Origin of the sequence: Weizmannia sp. WK01 (assembly GCF_025905465.1) — a bacterium.
In the GTDB taxonomy this organism is placed as follows: Bacteria; Bacillota; Bacilli; order Bacillales; family Bacillaceae_C; genus Weizmannia; species Weizmannia faecalis.
The window spans coordinates 3,038,330-3,054,440 of record NZ_CP109616.1 but is presented as its reverse complement, the minus strand read 5'-3'; the positions used below and the strand labels follow the sequence as shown (position 1 = coordinate 3,054,440).

Genomic DNA, 16,111 nt, shown 5'->3' with positions numbered 1-16,111 from the left:
ATATAGTTCATTCAAAAATTAAAATGAATTTTATTTAAGACGTGCGAAATGTGGGATGGAACTTAGAAATGCAGTGCCTGTCAAAAAAGCAAGGAAGAAGACGAAGGCAAGGTATATTATATTATTCGTTTTATTTTTAAGTACTGCACTAAACTACCTCGATAGAACTAATATTTCTGTTGCAGCACCACTAATGAAAGGTGATCTTCACTTAAATCCTGTAGCTTTAGGGTTGGTTTTTTCCGCTTTTGGATGGACTTATGCCATAATGCAAATACCTGGGGGTTGGTTATTAGATAAGTTTGGCCCCCGCCGTTTATATGGAGTTGCATTGGGTGTTTGGTCTGCATTTACTTTCTTCCAGGCTTTTGCAAAAGGATTTACCTCACTTTTTGGTTTAAGACTGGGACTGGGGCTTTCTGAAGCACCTGCATTTCCTACAAACAACCGATTGGTTTCCACCTGGTTTCCAAAACAAGAGCGGGCCTTTGCTACAGGTTTCTATACAGCTGGAGAATATGTTGGGCTAGCTTTTTTAACACCGGTCCTTGCTTGGATTGTTTCTGATTTTAGCTGGCAGGCCATTTTTATTGTCACAGGGGTACTTGGTTTCCTATTTATTCCAATTTGGTTTAAATTTGTACATGAGCCTAAAGACAGTCCTTATGTAAACGAAGAAGAACTCGATTATATCGCTAAAGGTGACGGCATTACAGAGAATACGGAAGAAAAGAAAAAATTAACGTGGTCACAAATAAGCATACTTTTTAAGAAACGAACACTTTGGGGAATTTATATTGGCCAATTTGGAGTAACAACAACGTTATGGTTCTTTTTAACTTGGTTTCCTACTTATCTAGTAAATGAAAAACATATGACAATTATACATGCTGGCTTTTATGCAATGGTTCCGTATATTGCTGCTTTTTGTGGTGTGTTATTTGGTGGAGCGCTTTCCGATTGGTTCATCCGCCGTGGTTTTTCTACCAGTTTTAGCAGGAAAACGCCAGTTATTATTGGTCTCCTCCTAGCATGTACAATTGTATTGGCAAACTATACATCATCCATTGGTCTAGTTATTACAATTATGTCTGTGGCTTTTTTTGCACAAGGAATGTCGGGGATTTCATGGACACTAATTGGGGACGTTGCACCAAAGGAACTAATGGGACTAGCTGGTGGAATATTTAATTTTGCAGGAAACCTTTCAGGCATTGTTACACCTATTGTAATTGGTATGATTATTGGTGAAAGTCAACATTTTGGAGGAGCTCTCATTTTTGTCAGTGCTGTTGCATTGATCGGAGCACTATCATATTTATTCTTGATAGGTAAAGTTGAAAGAATTGAGATAGAATCTTAAAATTTAATTTTCAACCTTATTCTTCATTTTTACAGTGAAGTTACAGTTTTACATGTTAACATGGGTATTCACGGAAAACCAAGTGATCCGCAACGGCTTGAAATGTTGATAAATCAACATTTATAGAGGGAGGAATCAGAGTGGAAAAGAGTTTAGAAAAAGCCAGTTTAACAGTGGAACAAGTAAAGAAACTTTTCATTTATACAGGAGAAAAAGTCCAGGAAAACAAGCAACTACTCACGAAAATTGATGGCGCTATTGGAGACGGGGATCACGGAATTGGCATGTCTCTAGGTTTTAAGAAAGCAAATGAAAAATTAAGGGAAACAGAATTTACAACCGTTAATGAAATATTTAAAACAATAGGAGTGTCCATGATCTCCTCTATGGGCGGCGCATCCGGCGTCATTTTCGGAACGTTGTTTACAGGCGGGCTGAAAGGTCTTGACCCTCAAGAAACATTGGATTCGAATTTATTGGCAAATATTCTGGAGAATGCATTAAACGCTATTAAACAACGCGGAAAGGCGGACTTGGGAGATAAGACAATGATCGATGCCCTTGAACCAGCAGTTCTTGCTTTAAAACAAAAAGCTGAAAATGATGCTGGTTTGCTTGCCTGTCTGAAAGCAGCAGAGGAAGCAGCTGCCCAAGGCGTAGAAAAAACGAAATCTTATATAGCAAAATTTGGAAGGGCAAAGACGCTCGGAGAAAGAGCCATTGGCCATCAGGATGCAGGAGCTACAACGGTATGGATCATTTTTAAATCAATGAAAGAATACATTGAAAATTTATCTGTATAACCCCGAATATAATTTTGGTATTTCATAAGTAGCAAAAGCAAAAGAAGAGAGGAGGAAAAGATATGGTTGCAAAATTTCATGGTATTATTCCGCCCGTCTCAATTATTTTTGATAAAAACGGCAAGTTTGATCAAAAAGGAATGGCAGTTGTAATTGACTTTTTAATTGATTCCGGCGTGAACGGGCTTTTTTTCCTTGGAAGCGGTGGGGAATTTACACAGATGTCGACGGAAGAGCGAATGGAAGTTGCATCATTTGCAACGGAGTATGTAAATGGTAGAGTGCCGGTACTGATTGGTACAGGAAGTACGAACACGCGCGAATCCATTTTATTGAGCCAGCATGCGGAAAAAGTCGGTGCTGATGGAGTTGTCGTGATTAACCCTTACTATTGGCCTTTAACCGAAGAGAATTTATATCGGCATTATCATGATATTGCACAATCCATTGAAATCTCTGTATTGCTCTACAATTTTCCAACACTATCCGGCCAGGATTTAAATCCGGAATTTGTACTGAAACTGGTGGAAAACCATCAAAATATTGTCGGAATAAAAGAAACGGTGGAAGAGGTTTCCCATATTCGGGATATGATTTCAATCGTTAAAAAGAAACATCCGGACTTTGCGGTCTTTTGCGGTTTCGATGATCACCTGCTACAGACGCTTACAATTGGCGGAGACGGAGCGATTTGTGCAAGTGTCAATTTTGCGCCTGAGTTGGCAATTGGGATTTACCATGCCTTTCAGGAAAAGCAATATGACAAAGCCATTGCATTGCATAAAAAACTGGCATTTTTGCCGGCGATATACAAACTTGATTCCCCGTTTATCAGTGTTGTAAAAGAAGCAATGAAATATAAAGGATTAGATATTTCCAGCTATGTTCTTCCGCCTTCCCGCCCGCTTGATGAGAAGAAAAAAGAGGCGTTGAAACAGATTTTATCGGAAGCTGGTTTATTAGAAGAAACACTTCAATAACAAAAATGCGGCACAGGAAAAATCGCTTCAGGCCGGGATGTCCAGCCTTCCTGTGCCCTTTGCTTTGCGATGTAGAAGAATCCGGATAGGCGAAAAATCAAATGATCCTGCTTCCATTGCAGCTGGCGCCCGTATCGGTACGGAACAGGGAGCAGATATTATTAAAATGAGATTAACCAGAAAACCGGAAGATATACAGGTGATTCAATCAGCTAAAAAGCCGGTAATCGCACTTGGGGGTCCAAAAGCAGACGATATGCTGGAGTATTTTATGTTCATCCAACATTGTATAGAGGTTGGGGCTAAAGGTGTTGCGATTGGAAGAAATATTGTTCAAAACGAGGATCCGGCTGACTTCGTTGCGGGGCTAAACAAAATCATCCATCTCAATGGAACAGCAGAGGAAGCCTATCAAGTTTATATCAATCACTCTCTGACTTGACAATTTTGACAAAAGGTAAACAAATCCTTATAATCAGAATAAAAGAAAATGAAATAAAATGATAATAAAAGAAAATCGGAGGCGTTTATATGAAAAAAGTAATCAACGATCCTGCCAATGTTGTTGAAGAAACAATCGAAGGGTTCCTTGCAGCATATAAAGATCAATTCCGAAAAGTTGATGATGTCAATGGTGTTGTACGGAGGGATCACAAGGAAAAGGTAGCCGTTGTTACTGGAGGGGGAAGCGGACATGAACCATTATTTATCGGTTTACTTGGAGAAGGTCTTGCTGACGGCGTAACATTGGGAAATGTGTTTGCTGCTCCGAATCCATATAACATTCAGGAAGTTGCAAAAGCTGCAGATAAAGGCAAAGGCGTTCTTTTTGTATACGGCAATTACTCCGGAGATATCTTGAACTTCGATATGGCAACTGAACTTTTGGAATTGGAAGGGATTGAATGCCGGACAGTACGGGTTACAGATGATGTGGCTTCCGCTCCTGCAGATAGAAAAACGGATCGCCGGGGCATTGCGGGTGACGTTTTTGTGGTAAAAATTGCCGGCGCCGCTTCAGAAACAGGTTTATCTTTGGAAGAAGTAACCAGGATTACACAAAAAGCAAATGACCACACCTTTTCAATTGGTGTAGGATTGACGCCGGGATCCATTCCGGGTGCAGCTGAACCGCCATATACACTCGGAGATGACGAAATGGAAGTGGGTCTTGGGATTCATGGAGAACCAGGCGTAAAAAGAACCAAATTGCTGCCTGCTGATGAACTGACGGACAACTTAATGGATACACTGTTGAAAGAAAGCGGTATCACTGCAGGAGATGAAGTTTGTGTATTGGTAAACGGTTTGGGTTCCACCACATTAATGGAATTATTCATTGTCAATCGGAGAGTCACCAAAATCCTTGAGGAAAAAGGGATTCGAGCATATGACATCGATGTAAACAGCTACTGTACAACACAGGAAATGGGTGGATTTTCCATAACTTTGTTGAAATTAGATGATGAGTTAAAGGCATATTACGATGCACCGGCTATCTCACCTTATTATAAAAAATTGGAGAAAAAACCTGTAAAAGCGACCCAATAATCAGTGAGCCTGGGGGGACGGAATTTGAAAAGAATTTGGATTGGTACCAATTGGAAAATGACAAAGACAATAGAAGAAGGCATCTCTTATACAAAAGAGCTGAAACGTATCTCTGAAATGATTTCTGACAATATTGAGTTATTTATTATCCCTCCTTACACGTCTTTGGTTACAATAAAAGGCGTGATAAGGGATTCCCGCATACAATTGGGCGCTCAAAATATGCATTGGGAAGACAGTGGTGCATTTACCGGTGAAATTTCCCCGAAAATGCTGGATGAAATCGGCATTAATCTGATTGAGCTGGGACATTCTGAACGCAGACAATATTTTAATGAAAAAGATGAGGATTTAAACAAAAAAGTACATGCCGCATTAAAATATCATTTTCGGCCGTTAATCTGTATCGGAGAAAATCGGAAACAAAAAGATCAGGGTATCTCCAAAGAAGTGCTGGCCTCACAAATAAAAGTTTGCTTGCGAAACGTTCCGGAAGAACAGGCATTAAATGTAATGATTGCATATGAACCGGTTTGGGCAATAGGAGAGAATGGAGTACCAGCGGATGCTGGGTATGTTAGAGAAGTGCATGCTTTTCTGAGAGATACGTTAAATCAACTTTATCCTTCTGTAGGAAAAGAAATTCCAATTTTGTACGGAGGAAGCGTCAACAAAGATAATTTTCTTCAATATATTGATGTAGAGCATGTAAATGGATTATTTATTGGCAGGGCAGCTTGGGATATAGAAAGTTTCGAGTACATCCTAAAATCTCTTGATACACATTTATTTAAAAAAATGACAAGCTGAAAATAGAGGATCGTTATCATTCTTTATGTACACCCGGTAAATAATCCCATCTGTAAACAGATGGGATTATTCCACTTTACAAGAAAAAGTGCAGATAAAGCATATAGCGAAAATGAGAAATTTCCCTTTTTTATCGATTTTTATCGGTTCCTATGATAAAGTCTAATAAGAAAAATAAATAAAAGCATGTAAAACACCCCGATTTATATATCTATATTGTCTCAACTTTTATGTCACTGAAGCTAGAGGAGAGGATGCCTTTATGTTTGCTGATCAACGTAGAAAAGCTATTCAAGATTTATTAGCGGAGAAAGGAACAGTAACTGTTAATGAGTTGACAGGGTTATTAAACACCTCTGCAGCAACCATCCGTTCTGACCTTAACCATATGGAGATGCAAGGCCTGTTGATCCGTACGCATGGCGGGGCAATAAAAAAAGACAGCCAGGAACCTGACTTGGGTGAAAATAATTATGAGATTCGCGAAAAAAAATTCCGTGCAGAAAAACAAAGAATTGGAAAAGCTGCGCTCAAATTTTTGCAAGAAGGCCAATGTATTCTTCTTGACGCAAGTTCCACTTGTTTTGAGTTTGCCCGTTATTTAAAAGATATCAACATGAAACTAACGGTCGTTACAAGCGGTATCTCGACTGCTGTCATGTTAAAAGAAAACCCCCACTTAACCGTTATTATTGTTGGTGGAATTGTGAGAAATTCCTCTAACTCCGTTGAAGGACTATTGGGTGAAGAACTATTGCGCAAGATTAATATCGACATTTTGTTTACGTCTGCCTATGCTTTTAATATGAATGACGGACTAACAGATTTTAGCTATTATGAAGTGGAATTGAAAAGGAAGATGGTTGCAGCATCACATAAGGTCATTGCACTGCTCGATCACAGTAAAATAGACAAGAGTTCTTTTGCTACATTTGCTCAGCCGGAGGAAATCGATATATTGATTACTGACAAAGAAGTAACTGAAGAAATGAACCGCTTTTTTAATCAGCACGGCATATTATTTGAAGTTGCAAAATAATCCCATGTATACTGCATCCCATATTTATTTCAGTATTTTTATTTACCACTACAGGCATGGAAGTAAAAATGCTCCTTTTACATATGGCCCGGAAGCCACTGTGGATATGTCGTGTTGTGATGACGCTTTTTGGATGGCATTAGGAAAGTGGAAGGAGGGGATAATGAATTGACTATTTTCTTATTTACCTTTTTCCTCTTCCGTTTGTGCCGGCAGCATGTTTATCAGTTGATCTCAACTCGTGGGGAAGATACAATTAAAATTGTAACCGCTTTCAAAAATAAGTCCATAAACTTCAGCATGGAAAAGGGGAATGGCATGATCAGCGAAAAGTTTCTCAATACCAGGTTGTTGGACATCGTGTTTGGAAAAACATACTCCGGCACATTGATCGTGGATCACGAAGGATATATTCGTTACATAAGCCGCAATTTTTGCGATTTTTTGAAAGTGGAACGAAACGAAGTGATTGGCGAACACGTGACCCATACAATTGAAAATACAAGAATGCATCTTGTGGTGAAAACGGGAAAAGCCGAACTTGCCCAGCTGCAGTTTTTAAGAGGCGAATATGTCATCGCAAACCGCATTCCGATCATAGAAGATGGAAAAATTCTCGGGGCTGTCGGGATTATCATTTTCAGAGATCTATATGATTGGCAAAAGCTGAACACCCATATCCGGCATATGCTGTCGCAAAGCCGGTTTTTACTTGAGAAGCAGCCCCGTGCAGCCGGCGTAAAATATATGCTCAACGATCTGATTGGTAGTTCTCGGCAAATGGCGCTCCTGAAAGAAAAAATCAAAAAGGTGGCGCGCGGAGATATCACCGTTTTGATTACCGGAGAGAGCGGAACCGGAAAGGAGCTGGTTGCTCATAGCATTCACAGCTCTAGCGACCGGAGCAGTGGTCCGTTTATCAAAATCAACTGCGGCGCGATTCCCGAACATCTCATGGAATCCGAGCTGTTCGGATATGAAGAAGGATCGTTCACCGGTGCGAAAAAAGGCGGCAAGCCCGGCAAGTTCCAGGCGGCGGAAGGGGGGACGATTTTTCTCGATGAGATCGGCGACATGCCAGTGATGATGCAGGTAAAACTATTGCGCGTGCTGCAGGAAAAAGAAATCGAACCGGTTGGCGCGGTCCATCCAAAACCGATCGATGTCCGTATCATCGCGGCAACAAACCAACCGCTTAAAGAACTGGTCGAACAAAACCGTTTCAGAAAAGACTTGTACTATCGCATCAATGCCATCCAGCTGGATATCCCTCCGCTCCGCACCAGGGCGGAAGATATCCCACTTTTGGCGCGGCATTTCCTAAAGAAAGCATCATCCGGTCTCGGCAAAAGGGTCACCGGTTTCAGCCCTGAAGCCCTCTCCGCGCTCGAAGGGTACAATTGGCCGGGAAACATCCGCGAACTGGAAAATGCTGTTCACGCAGCGGTCTACATGGCCTCTTCGGATGCGATCGGGTTAGAGGACCTGCCTGAAGCAATCCGTGAACACTTAAACAGAAAAAAAGAAAGCAGTTTGAAAGAAAGAATGGAGGCAGCGGAAAAACAAATGATTGAGGAAGCGCTGCGGGCTGCCTGTTTTGATAAAAAACGTGCGGCAAAAGCCCTCGGGATTGGCCACTCCACGCTTTACGACAAAATGAAAAAGCTTCGTATTGAGGTAAAATGAACGCAGTTTTTCACGTCAAACGATCAGGATAGATATTGCTTCTATATAGGGCTTGCTGAATAAGCGAAATTCCTGGATTTGGAAAGGATGCTGACAGCTTTGGCAACCATTTAAACAAATCCAGGGAAATGCTTGCACTCGAAAGCCGATTCAATGTATGGAGAAGATCAAATCCCCCCTTTTCGCAAAAGAATTCTTCTATATTTTGAGACAGAGCTTGCAGATAAATTGGGCACAAACTCAGAATCGGATTCGTTCAGCAAGCCCTATGTAAAATGAACTTAAGTTTTGACATCAAGCCCAAACATCCACTTGCATGAGCACTATTTTTTAATCATCCGGAAATCCAGATTGGCCTTCTGAAATTCCGAATCTGTTTTTCTGCCATAAAGCCGCTGTTTGCATCATAGATTGGTAAAGAACGTTACGGAAAACGGGAAACGAAGCCGCCTTTTCCAACACGCACATGCTGTTTTTCGCCTCTTTCAAGCTGGCATACTTCTTGCTTTTTATAGGGCATCAAAGTGTTGGAAAGGGGGAACATGGTTGCACGTTGGCTGGATGATCAAGAACATTGCAGAGGATCCGGACCCGCTTGTTTCCGGAAAAACTGCGGTGCAGGAAGAAGCCGGAAGAGCATGGACTTTCAAGGAATTGCACGCGATTTCCAATGCTTATGCAAACAAGCTTACACAGCTTGGCGTTCGGAAAGGAGACCGGGTCGGCATTCTGCTCTATAACTGCCTTGAGTATTTCGGCCTTTATTTTGCGGCGGCGAAAATCGGGGCAATTGCAGTCCGTTTGAATTTCCGCTTGTCAAGCCCCGAACTGGTCTATTGCTTAAACGACTCCGGCACAAAAATATTATGTTTTCACGCAGGTCTTGCCGGGCGGATTGAGCCGATTCAACACGAGGTGCCAGTTGAACAATTTATCTGCCTTCAGGAGGAAGCATCAGTCGTTCCGGGATGGGCGCAACCGTTTTCCGTGCTCGGGGAAGGGCAGCAGGAAGACCCCGCTGTGTCATCCATCCACTTAAATGACCCGGTGATGCTGATGTATACGTCCGGGACGACGGGAAGGCCAAAAGGTGCGATTTGGACGCATAATACGACATTCTGGTTTTCAGCCATTCAAGCTTTGAAATGGGGATTTCAAGCCCGGGAAACGGCCATGACAACGGGGCCGCTCTACCATGTCGGCGCAATGGAAGACATTGCTTTGCCGGTTCTCATGCGGGGCGGAACTGTCATCATTACAAAAAGTAAAAACTTCGAGATTCAAAGAGTCCTGTCTGTCATGGAAAAGGAAAAGGTAACATGCTGTTTTTTATTTCCTTTTATGATTTATGACATGCTGCACTTACCGGATCTGGCACAGTACCGGCTGGAAACGCTGAAGACGATTTACACCGGCGGGGATCCGCTCATGCCGTGGGCTTTGGAAAGCATCCGGGCGCATTTTCCGCACATTGGCGTCGTCCAGGTGTACGGTTTGACAGAAGGGCAGCCGATTGCCGCTTCACTCGACCCGCAGGATGCCGCAGGAAAAGGCAGTACAGTCGGAAAACCGATGCCTTTGACTGCGATTCAAATTGCAGATGATGCCGGAAACCCGCTTCCTGCAGGAGAAGTGGGCGAAATTCTCATTAAGAGCCCTGCTGTTTCAGAAGGGTATTGGAAAAAACCGGAGGCGACCATGGAGACGTTTGCGGATGGCTGGTGCAAAACAGGGGATCTTGGCTTTTTTGATTCGGAAGGGTTTTTAACCATTGCCGGCAGGAAGAAAGATATGATCCGGAGCGGCGGAGAAAATATTTATCCTGCTGAAATAGAAGATGTGCTTTACCGCCACGAAGCGGTAAAAGAAGTCACTGTGATCGGTATCCCCGATCCGAAGTACATGGAAACGGTTTGCGCCATTATTGTAAAAAAAGATGGCGCGCGGCTGACAGAAAAAGAAGTGGCCGAATTTTGCAAACGCCATCTTGCAAGCTATAAAAAACCGCGCAAGGTCATTTTCGTGAAAGAAATTCCGCGCACGCCTTCCGGAAAAGTGCAGAAGTTCAAACTTCGCGAACAGTTTGGCGCGGGATGAAGAAGAGGAATATTTTCCCACTGCTATAAACCGTTTGCAGAGACCGGGGGAGAAAATACCAACCTTTTGATTGCCCGGATAAAAACGCCCGGGAATTCACCACGGAATGACAGGTCGCGCCCGTCAGTCTGGCAGAAAAAGCGGCCATACAAACGCCGTTATAAGGTTGGTGCAACGTCAGGCGTTTGTATCCCCAAAAACACGGATAAAAACGCCCGGGAATTCACCACGGGATTGACAGGTCGCGCCCGTCAGTCTGGCAGAAAAAGTGGCCATACAAACGCCGTTATAAGGTTGGTGCAACGTCAGGCGTTTGTATCCCCAAAAACACGGATAAAAACGCCCGGGAATTCACCACGGAATGACAGGTCGTGCCCGTAAGTCTGGCAAAAAAACAGTCAACCAACGCTGTTCTCAGGTTGGTGCAGCATCAGGCGTTTGTATCCCAAAAGCACGGATAAAAACGCCCGGGAATTCAATGTTGGATAAAAGAAGGTGTTCGCCACTGTGCCGGGAAGAGTCGCATTCAAACGCTGTAAATCTTTTAGTGGACAGAATAGGAGAATGGCTTTGATAAAAGCGAGTGAATCGCGTATGCAGGAATTTTCTTAAAAAGGGAACTTCGTTTTCCCGACCGATCACCGGAAAGGAGCATGTCCATGGAACAAAGCGGCATTGCCAAAAGCAAACTCGTTTATCCAAGTGATGATAAAATCCGTTCAACCGAAATCGGTTCAAGCGAAGCATTTGAGGAACTGCTGCGCCTGTCGCAAACGGATCCGGAAGCATTTTGGGGGCGCGTTGCCAAAAAGCTCACCTGGTATGAACCGTGGAAGGAAACAATGACAGGCAGCCTCCCCGGGTTCCGCTTTTTTGAAGGCGGTGTGAGCAACCCATGTGTGAACCTGCTTGACCGCCATGTCGAAAACGGTGCCGGCAACCGGACGGCGCTCATATGGGAAGGGGAAAACGGCGATTCGAAGTTTTTCACTTATCATATGCTGCTTGCAGAAGTAAACCGGTTCAGCAATGTGTTGCGCGGGTTCGGCGTAAAAAAAGGCGACTGCGTGGCGATTTTCCTGCCAAACTTAGCGGAAGCGGTGATTGCTGTGCTCGCATGCTTCCGGATTGGCGCGATTTACAATACGATTTTTTCCGGATACTCGGAAAAATCGCTGAAAGACCGGCTTGTGAATTTTGAACCGAAAGTCATCGTGACGGCCGATGCAACCGAACGAAGAGGGAAAAAGATTTTTCTTAAGGAAAAAGTCGACCGTGTTGTTCCGGACATTCCGTCTGTCAAAGCGGTCGTTGTTGTGGACCGGCTTGGGACGGATGTCAATATGCAGGCGGGCCGCGACTGTTGGTGGCATGAAGAAACAAGGAAGGCAAGCATCCATTGTGAACCGGAGCGGCTGGAAGCGAACGAGTATGGCATTGTGTTTTACACAAGCGGCACGACCGGGAAACCAAAAGGCGTTGTCCATTCCGGCATGGCGTTTGTCGTACAAAATTACATTTACGCAAAGTACCATATGGACCATCACGATGACGATGTGCTCTGGTGCTCGGCGGATATCGGCTGGCTCACGATGCATATTTGGGGCATTGCCGGCGCGCTTTCAAACGGTGTTACAACCATCTTTTACGAAGGGGCGATTGATTATCCGGAAAAAGACCGGTTTTACCAGATCATTGAAAAGTACCGGGTGAATAAATTGTTCACCGCTCCAACTGCATTGAGGATGTTGAAAAGCATGGGGGAGCGTCCGCTTGAAAAATACGATTTGTCATGCCTTGATGTCGTCTCCCTTGTCGGCGAGCCGTTTGATGCGGAAACATGGCAGTGGACATATGAAGTGCTCGGCAGAAAAAAGATTTGCGTGAACAACACATGGGGGCAGACGGAAACAGCCGGATCGCCGCTTGCCGGTGCCGCCTGGCTGACGCCGATGAAGCCGGGTTCTGCGGGCAGGCCATTTTTAGGCGCTGTAATCGGTGTCGTCGATCAGGAAGGAAATCCGGTACCACGGGGGACGCTCGGAAACCTTGTCATTCAAAAGCCGTTTCCGATGCTGTGCCGCACGCTTTGGAAAGAGCCGGAACGCTATCTTGGCTCGTATTTCAGCCAGGTAGACGGCTGCTACTATGCAAGCGACCTGGCGATGATCGATGAGGATGGCTACGTATGGGTCACCGGCCGTTCGGATGATGCGTTCAATGTTGCAGGGCACAGGCTGAGCACGATGGAAATGGAAAGTGCGGTGCTCGAAACCCCGGGTGTATCTGAAACCGCTGTCATTGGCGTGCCGGATGAAATCAAGGGCGAGGTGCCGGTCTGCTTTGTGCGTTTGAGCGACGGGACGGAGGAAAGTGAAGAACTGAAAGAAGCGATCAAGGCCCGGATTGTCGATCAAATCGGGAAAATTGCCGTGCCGAAAACGATTTTGTTTACGGACACGTTGCCCAAAACAGTGAGCGGGAAAATTATGCGCCGGTTGTTAAAGGAAATTGTCGTAAACGGGGCGGCTACAGGGGATATGACCGGTCTCGAGGACCCCGCAACCATTGCGCGCATTGAACAGCTGGTGGCCAGTCGCAGGGCGGAAAGATAAAAAGGAAGGTTCGCCCACAGGTTTGCGAAATCAATGTTTTTGACAGGGAACCGGCCGGGCCGCCAGTAAAAAGAAGGGCGTTACTGTTTGCCCGCCGGTCCCTTGCAGCGTTTTACAGGGAATCGGAAGCGAACTGGAAAAAGGAGCATGCGGCGGTTGATTTTTTCGCAATCCCGGCGGCTGCACCTGAAAAGTCAGCAAGAATGCAAAAAAACCGGCGCACCGGATTATCCTGCGCCGCAAAAGGAGGAAGCCTATGGATTTCGAATTGTCTAAAGAACAGATTATGCTGCAGGAGATGGTTCGGGACTTTGCTGAGAAGGAGATCGAACCGTATGCAAGAGAAGTAGACGAAACCGGGAAAATGCGGATGGAGACGTTTCAAAAGCTCGGCAATCTCGGCCTTTTAGGCATCCCTTTTCCGGAAAAATACGGCGGAGCAGGCGGGGATACCATCTCTTATTGCATCGCGGTCGAAGAAATCGGCAAGGCATGCGGGGGAACAGGGCTCAGCTATGCCGCAAATACAAGCCTCGGCGCAAGCCCGATCTACTATTTCGGCACCGAAGAACAGAAGCAGAAGTGGCTCGTTCCGATGGCAAAAGGCGAAGCGCTCGGCGCATTCGGGCTTACGGAACCAAACGCCGGATCCGATGCCGGCGGAACAAGGACAAAAGCGGTGCTTGACGGCGATGAATGGGTGATCAACGGCGAAAAATGCTGGATTACAAACGCCGAATACGCCCGCCAAGTGATCGTGACAGCCGTAACCGGCAAAAGGGAAAACGGTCGTAACATCATTTCCGCCATCATCGTGCCGACCGATGCACCGGGCGTGACGATTACAAGCCCGTATGAAAAAATGGGCGTTCGCGGATCCAACACGTGCCAGATCGTGCTCGAAAACGTCCGTGTCCCGCGTGAAAACTTGCTTGGCGACGAAAAGAAAGGATTCAGCCAGTTTTTGTACACGCTGGACGGTGGACGCATCTCCATCGCCGCATTATCGGTCGGGATTGCCCAAGCTGCATTCGAAAAAGCACTTCGATATGCGAAAGAACGGATGCAGTTCGGCCAAGCGATTTCAAAATTCCAGGCGATCCAGTTCAAACTTGCCGATATGGCGATGGAAATCGATCTTGCTCGCAATGCCGTGTACAAAGCGGCATGGCTAAAAGATCAGGGAAAACCGTTTAGCAAAGAAGCCGCTTATGCAAAACTGTTTGCGTCGGAGATGGGATTCCGCGTCTGCAACCAGGCGATCCAGATCCACGGCGGGTCCGGTTATATGCGCGAGTACGACGTGGAGCGTCATCTTCGCGACATCAAACTGATGGAAATCGGCGAAGGCACATCCGAAATCCAGCGGCTGGTTATTGCCCGAAAGCTTGGCTGCTAGGCGAAAAGATAGAAAACCATCCATGCGTTCCACAAATTAAACTGCTTTTGCATGATACACGGATCCGTTTCAAAGATTTCAAGCTGTCTTTGCATTTTTTAACATCGAGAATCAGCGATGAGATGAAAATGGCTGTCGGAATCTCAAATGCGAGTGAAATATGAGAGGCCGGGAAATCACAAAATTTTTGAAGCAAATTGAGCAGAAAGGAGCGTTGCCATTTGTTCAAAAAAATTCTGATTGCCAACAGGGGAGAGATTGCGCGGCGGGTGATCCGGACGTGTAAAAAGCTCGGTATTAAGTCCGTAGCGGTGTATTCCGAGGCGGATGCGGGGGCCCTTTTTGTCCGCGAGGCGGATGAAGCATATTGCATCGGCAAATCGCCTGTCAATCAAAGCTATTTAAATGCCGACGCGATCATCCGGGCGGCCAAAGAAAGCGGGGCGGAAGCGGTCCATCCGGGTTACGGGCTTTTGTCCGAGAATGCGCCTTTTGCCCGGAAATGCATTGAGGCGGGGCTCATTTTTATCGGGCCTTCTCCTGCAATCATTGCTGCGATGGGCAGCAAAATTGAAGCGCGCCGTACCATGAAAGCAGCAGGCGTGCCGGTGATTGAAGGGGTGGATGATCCGCTTGAAGATGAAGAAGCGGCGGTCCGGGCGGCTGAAAAAATCGGTTATCCCGCAATGCTGAAGGCTTCGGCAGGCGGCGGCGGAATCGGGATGCAGGTGGTCCAAACCGAAAAAGAGCTGCGCAAAGCGTTTGCCGGCAACAAAAAACGGGCGGAAATGTTTTTCGGGGACGGCGCGATGTTCATTGAAAAATATATTGAAGAACCGCATCATGTAGAAATCCAGATTCTGGCAGACCAATATGGAAACGTTGTGCCGCTTATGGAGAGGGAATGTTCGATCCAGCGCCGCCACCAGAAAGTTGTCGAAGAAGCGCCATCGCCTTTTATCAGCGAAGCGACCCGGCAAAAGATGCTGGATGCGGCAGTAAAAGCAGCAACATCCATCGGCTATATAAATGCCGGCACGATGGAAATGATCGTGGACCGGGGCCAGAATTTCTATTTTCTTGAGATGAATACAAGATTGCAAGTGGAACATCCGGTGACGGAAGAAATTACCGGGCTGGACATTGTGGAAGAGCAGTTGAAAATCGCTTCAGGCGAACGCCTCACGATCACGCGGGAGACGCTCAAGCGGAACGGCCACGCGATTGAAGTGCGTATTTATGCTGAAGATCCGAAGACGTTTCTGCCATCGCCGGGCAAAATTACAGCTTTCCGGCTGCCGGAAGGGGAAGGCATCCGCAACGAGACGGCCGTGGAAGCGGGTTCTGAAGTGACCCCTTTTTACGACCCGATGATCGCAAAACTGATTGCCTGGGGCAGCTCGCGCGAAGAAGCTTGCAAAAGGATCAGAAATGCGCTTTTAAACTATCAAGTGGAAGGGATTAAAACGAATATTCCGATGCTGATTGATACCGTGCGCCACGAACAATTTTTAAAAGGGTACACAACCACGCATTTTGTCAATGACTTTTTAAAACAAGCGGAGTCCCGCAAGTAGGCGCACCGGCCGGTTAAAAGGCGCCAGGGGCCCGAAAAGGGGGGAATCCGAAAGAAAGAGGGCTGCCATCCCTTTCAATGATATGCCGGCTTTTTAAACCAGGCAGAGCCCCCGTATGAAGATGGCCGGATGAGGGGAGGCAGGGAGAACATGCAAAAAGGTCCCGGCCATTACCCGATTTGACAGTGACT

General features: G+C 45.7%; 12 protein-coding genes. All 12 read left to right on the top strand.

Annotated features, from left to right (window positions below; translation table 11 throughout):
* The first annotated feature begins 55 nt into the window (after positions 1-55).
* The 12 genes from OF158_RS14585 (at position 56) to OF158_RS14530 (ending at position 15,920) form a co-directional block, all read left to right on the top strand.
* Positions 56-1,363, top strand: a complete 1,308-nt coding sequence (locus OF158_RS14585; RefSeq protein ID WP_035183580.1) for an MFS transporter — start codon at positions 56-58, stop codon at positions 1,361-1,363.
* A 140-nt stretch (positions 1,364-1,503) separates the two neighbouring features.
* Entirely contained in the window at positions 1,504-2,166 is a 663-nt protein-coding gene (gene dhaL, locus OF158_RS14580; RefSeq protein WP_043052476.1) for a dihydroxyacetone kinase subunit DhaL, read from the top strand.
* Positions 2,167-2,228: 62 nt separating this feature from the next.
* Complete coding sequence (locus OF158_RS14575; protein WP_035183583.1) at positions 2,229-3,146, top strand: dihydrodipicolinate synthase family protein; 918 nt, start codon at positions 2,229-2,231, stop codon at positions 3,144-3,146.
* Between the two features lie 52 nt (positions 3,147-3,198).
* On the top strand, positions 3,199-3,588 hold the full coding sequence (locus OF158_RS14570) for a beta/alpha barrel domain-containing protein (RefSeq protein ID WP_157660067.1): 390 nt from the start codon (positions 3,199-3,201) through the stop codon (positions 3,586-3,588).
* Positions 3,589-3,677: 89 nt separating this feature from the next.
* Positions 3,678-4,697: a dihydroxyacetone kinase subunit DhaK gene (locus OF158_RS14565; protein ID WP_035183585.1), complete on the top strand. Its 1,020-nt coding sequence runs from the start codon at positions 3,678-3,680 to the stop codon at positions 4,695-4,697.
* A 24-nt stretch (positions 4,698-4,721) separates the two neighbouring features.
* A complete protein-coding gene (locus tag OF158_RS14560) occupies positions 4,722-5,507 on the top strand; it encodes a triose-phosphate isomerase (RefSeq protein WP_035183588.1) in 786 nt (261 codons plus the stop codon).
* 262 nt (positions 5,508-5,769) lie between these two features.
* Complete coding sequence (locus OF158_RS14555; RefSeq protein ID WP_035183591.1) at positions 5,770-6,546, top strand: DeoR/GlpR family DNA-binding transcription regulator; 777 nt, start codon at positions 5,770-5,772, stop codon at positions 6,544-6,546.
* A 318-nt stretch (positions 6,547-6,864) separates the two neighbouring features.
* A complete protein-coding gene (locus OF158_RS14550; RefSeq protein ID WP_035183602.1) occupies positions 6,865-8,232 on the top strand; it encodes a sigma-54 interaction domain-containing protein in 1,368 nt (455 codons plus the stop codon).
* A gap of 546 nt (positions 8,233-8,778) precedes the next feature.
* Positions 8,779-10,329 carry a class I adenylate-forming enzyme family protein gene (locus OF158_RS14545; protein ID WP_035183593.1) on the top strand — a complete coding sequence of 517 codons (1,551 nt, stop codon included), beginning with the start codon at positions 8,779-8,781 and terminating at the stop codon, positions 10,327-10,329.
* Positions 10,330-10,988: 659 nt separating this feature from the next.
* On the top strand, positions 10,989-12,944 hold the full coding sequence (locus OF158_RS14540; protein WP_035183610.1) for an acetate--CoA ligase: 1,956 nt from the start codon (positions 10,989-10,991) through the stop codon (positions 12,942-12,944).
* 256 nt (positions 12,945-13,200) lie between these two features.
* Positions 13,201-14,343 carry an acyl-CoA dehydrogenase family protein gene (locus OF158_RS14535; RefSeq protein WP_035183614.1) on the top strand — a complete coding sequence of 381 codons (1,143 nt, stop codon included), beginning with the start codon at positions 13,201-13,203 and terminating at the stop codon, positions 14,341-14,343.
* A 221-nt stretch (positions 14,344-14,564) separates the two neighbouring features.
* Positions 14,565-15,920: an acetyl-CoA carboxylase biotin carboxylase subunit gene (locus tag OF158_RS14530; RefSeq protein WP_035183618.1), complete on the top strand. Its 1,356-nt coding sequence runs from the start codon at positions 14,565-14,567 to the stop codon at positions 15,918-15,920.
* Positions 15,921-16,111 lie beyond the last annotated feature (191 nt).

What these genes read in the sequence shown, in the direction of transcription:
- OF158_RS14585 (WP_035183580.1), top strand. Translation starts at nt 56, where the DNA reads ATGGAACTTAGAAATGCAGTGCCTGTCAAAAAAGCAAGGAAGAAGACG.
- OF158_RS14575 (WP_035183583.1), top strand. Translation starts at nt 2,229, where the DNA reads ATGGTTGCAAAATTTCATGGTATTATTCCGCCCGTCTCAATTATTTTT.
- OF158_RS14565 (WP_035183585.1), top strand. Translation starts at nt 3,678, where the DNA reads ATGAAAAAAGTAATCAACGATCCTGCCAATGTTGTTGAAGAAACAATC.
- OF158_RS14555 (WP_035183591.1), top strand. Translation starts at nt 5,770, where the DNA reads ATGTTTGCTGATCAACGTAGAAAAGCTATTCAAGATTTATTAGCGGAG.
- OF158_RS14550 (WP_035183602.1), top strand. Translation starts at nt 6,865, where the DNA reads ATGATCAGCGAAAAGTTTCTCAATACCAGGTTGTTGGACATCGTGTTT.
- OF158_RS14540 (WP_035183610.1), top strand. Translation starts at nt 10,989, where the DNA reads ATGGAACAAAGCGGCATTGCCAAAAGCAAACTCGTTTATCCAAGTGAT.
- OF158_RS14535 (WP_035183614.1), top strand. Translation starts at nt 13,201, where the DNA reads ATGGATTTCGAATTGTCTAAAGAACAGATTATGCTGCAGGAGATGGTT.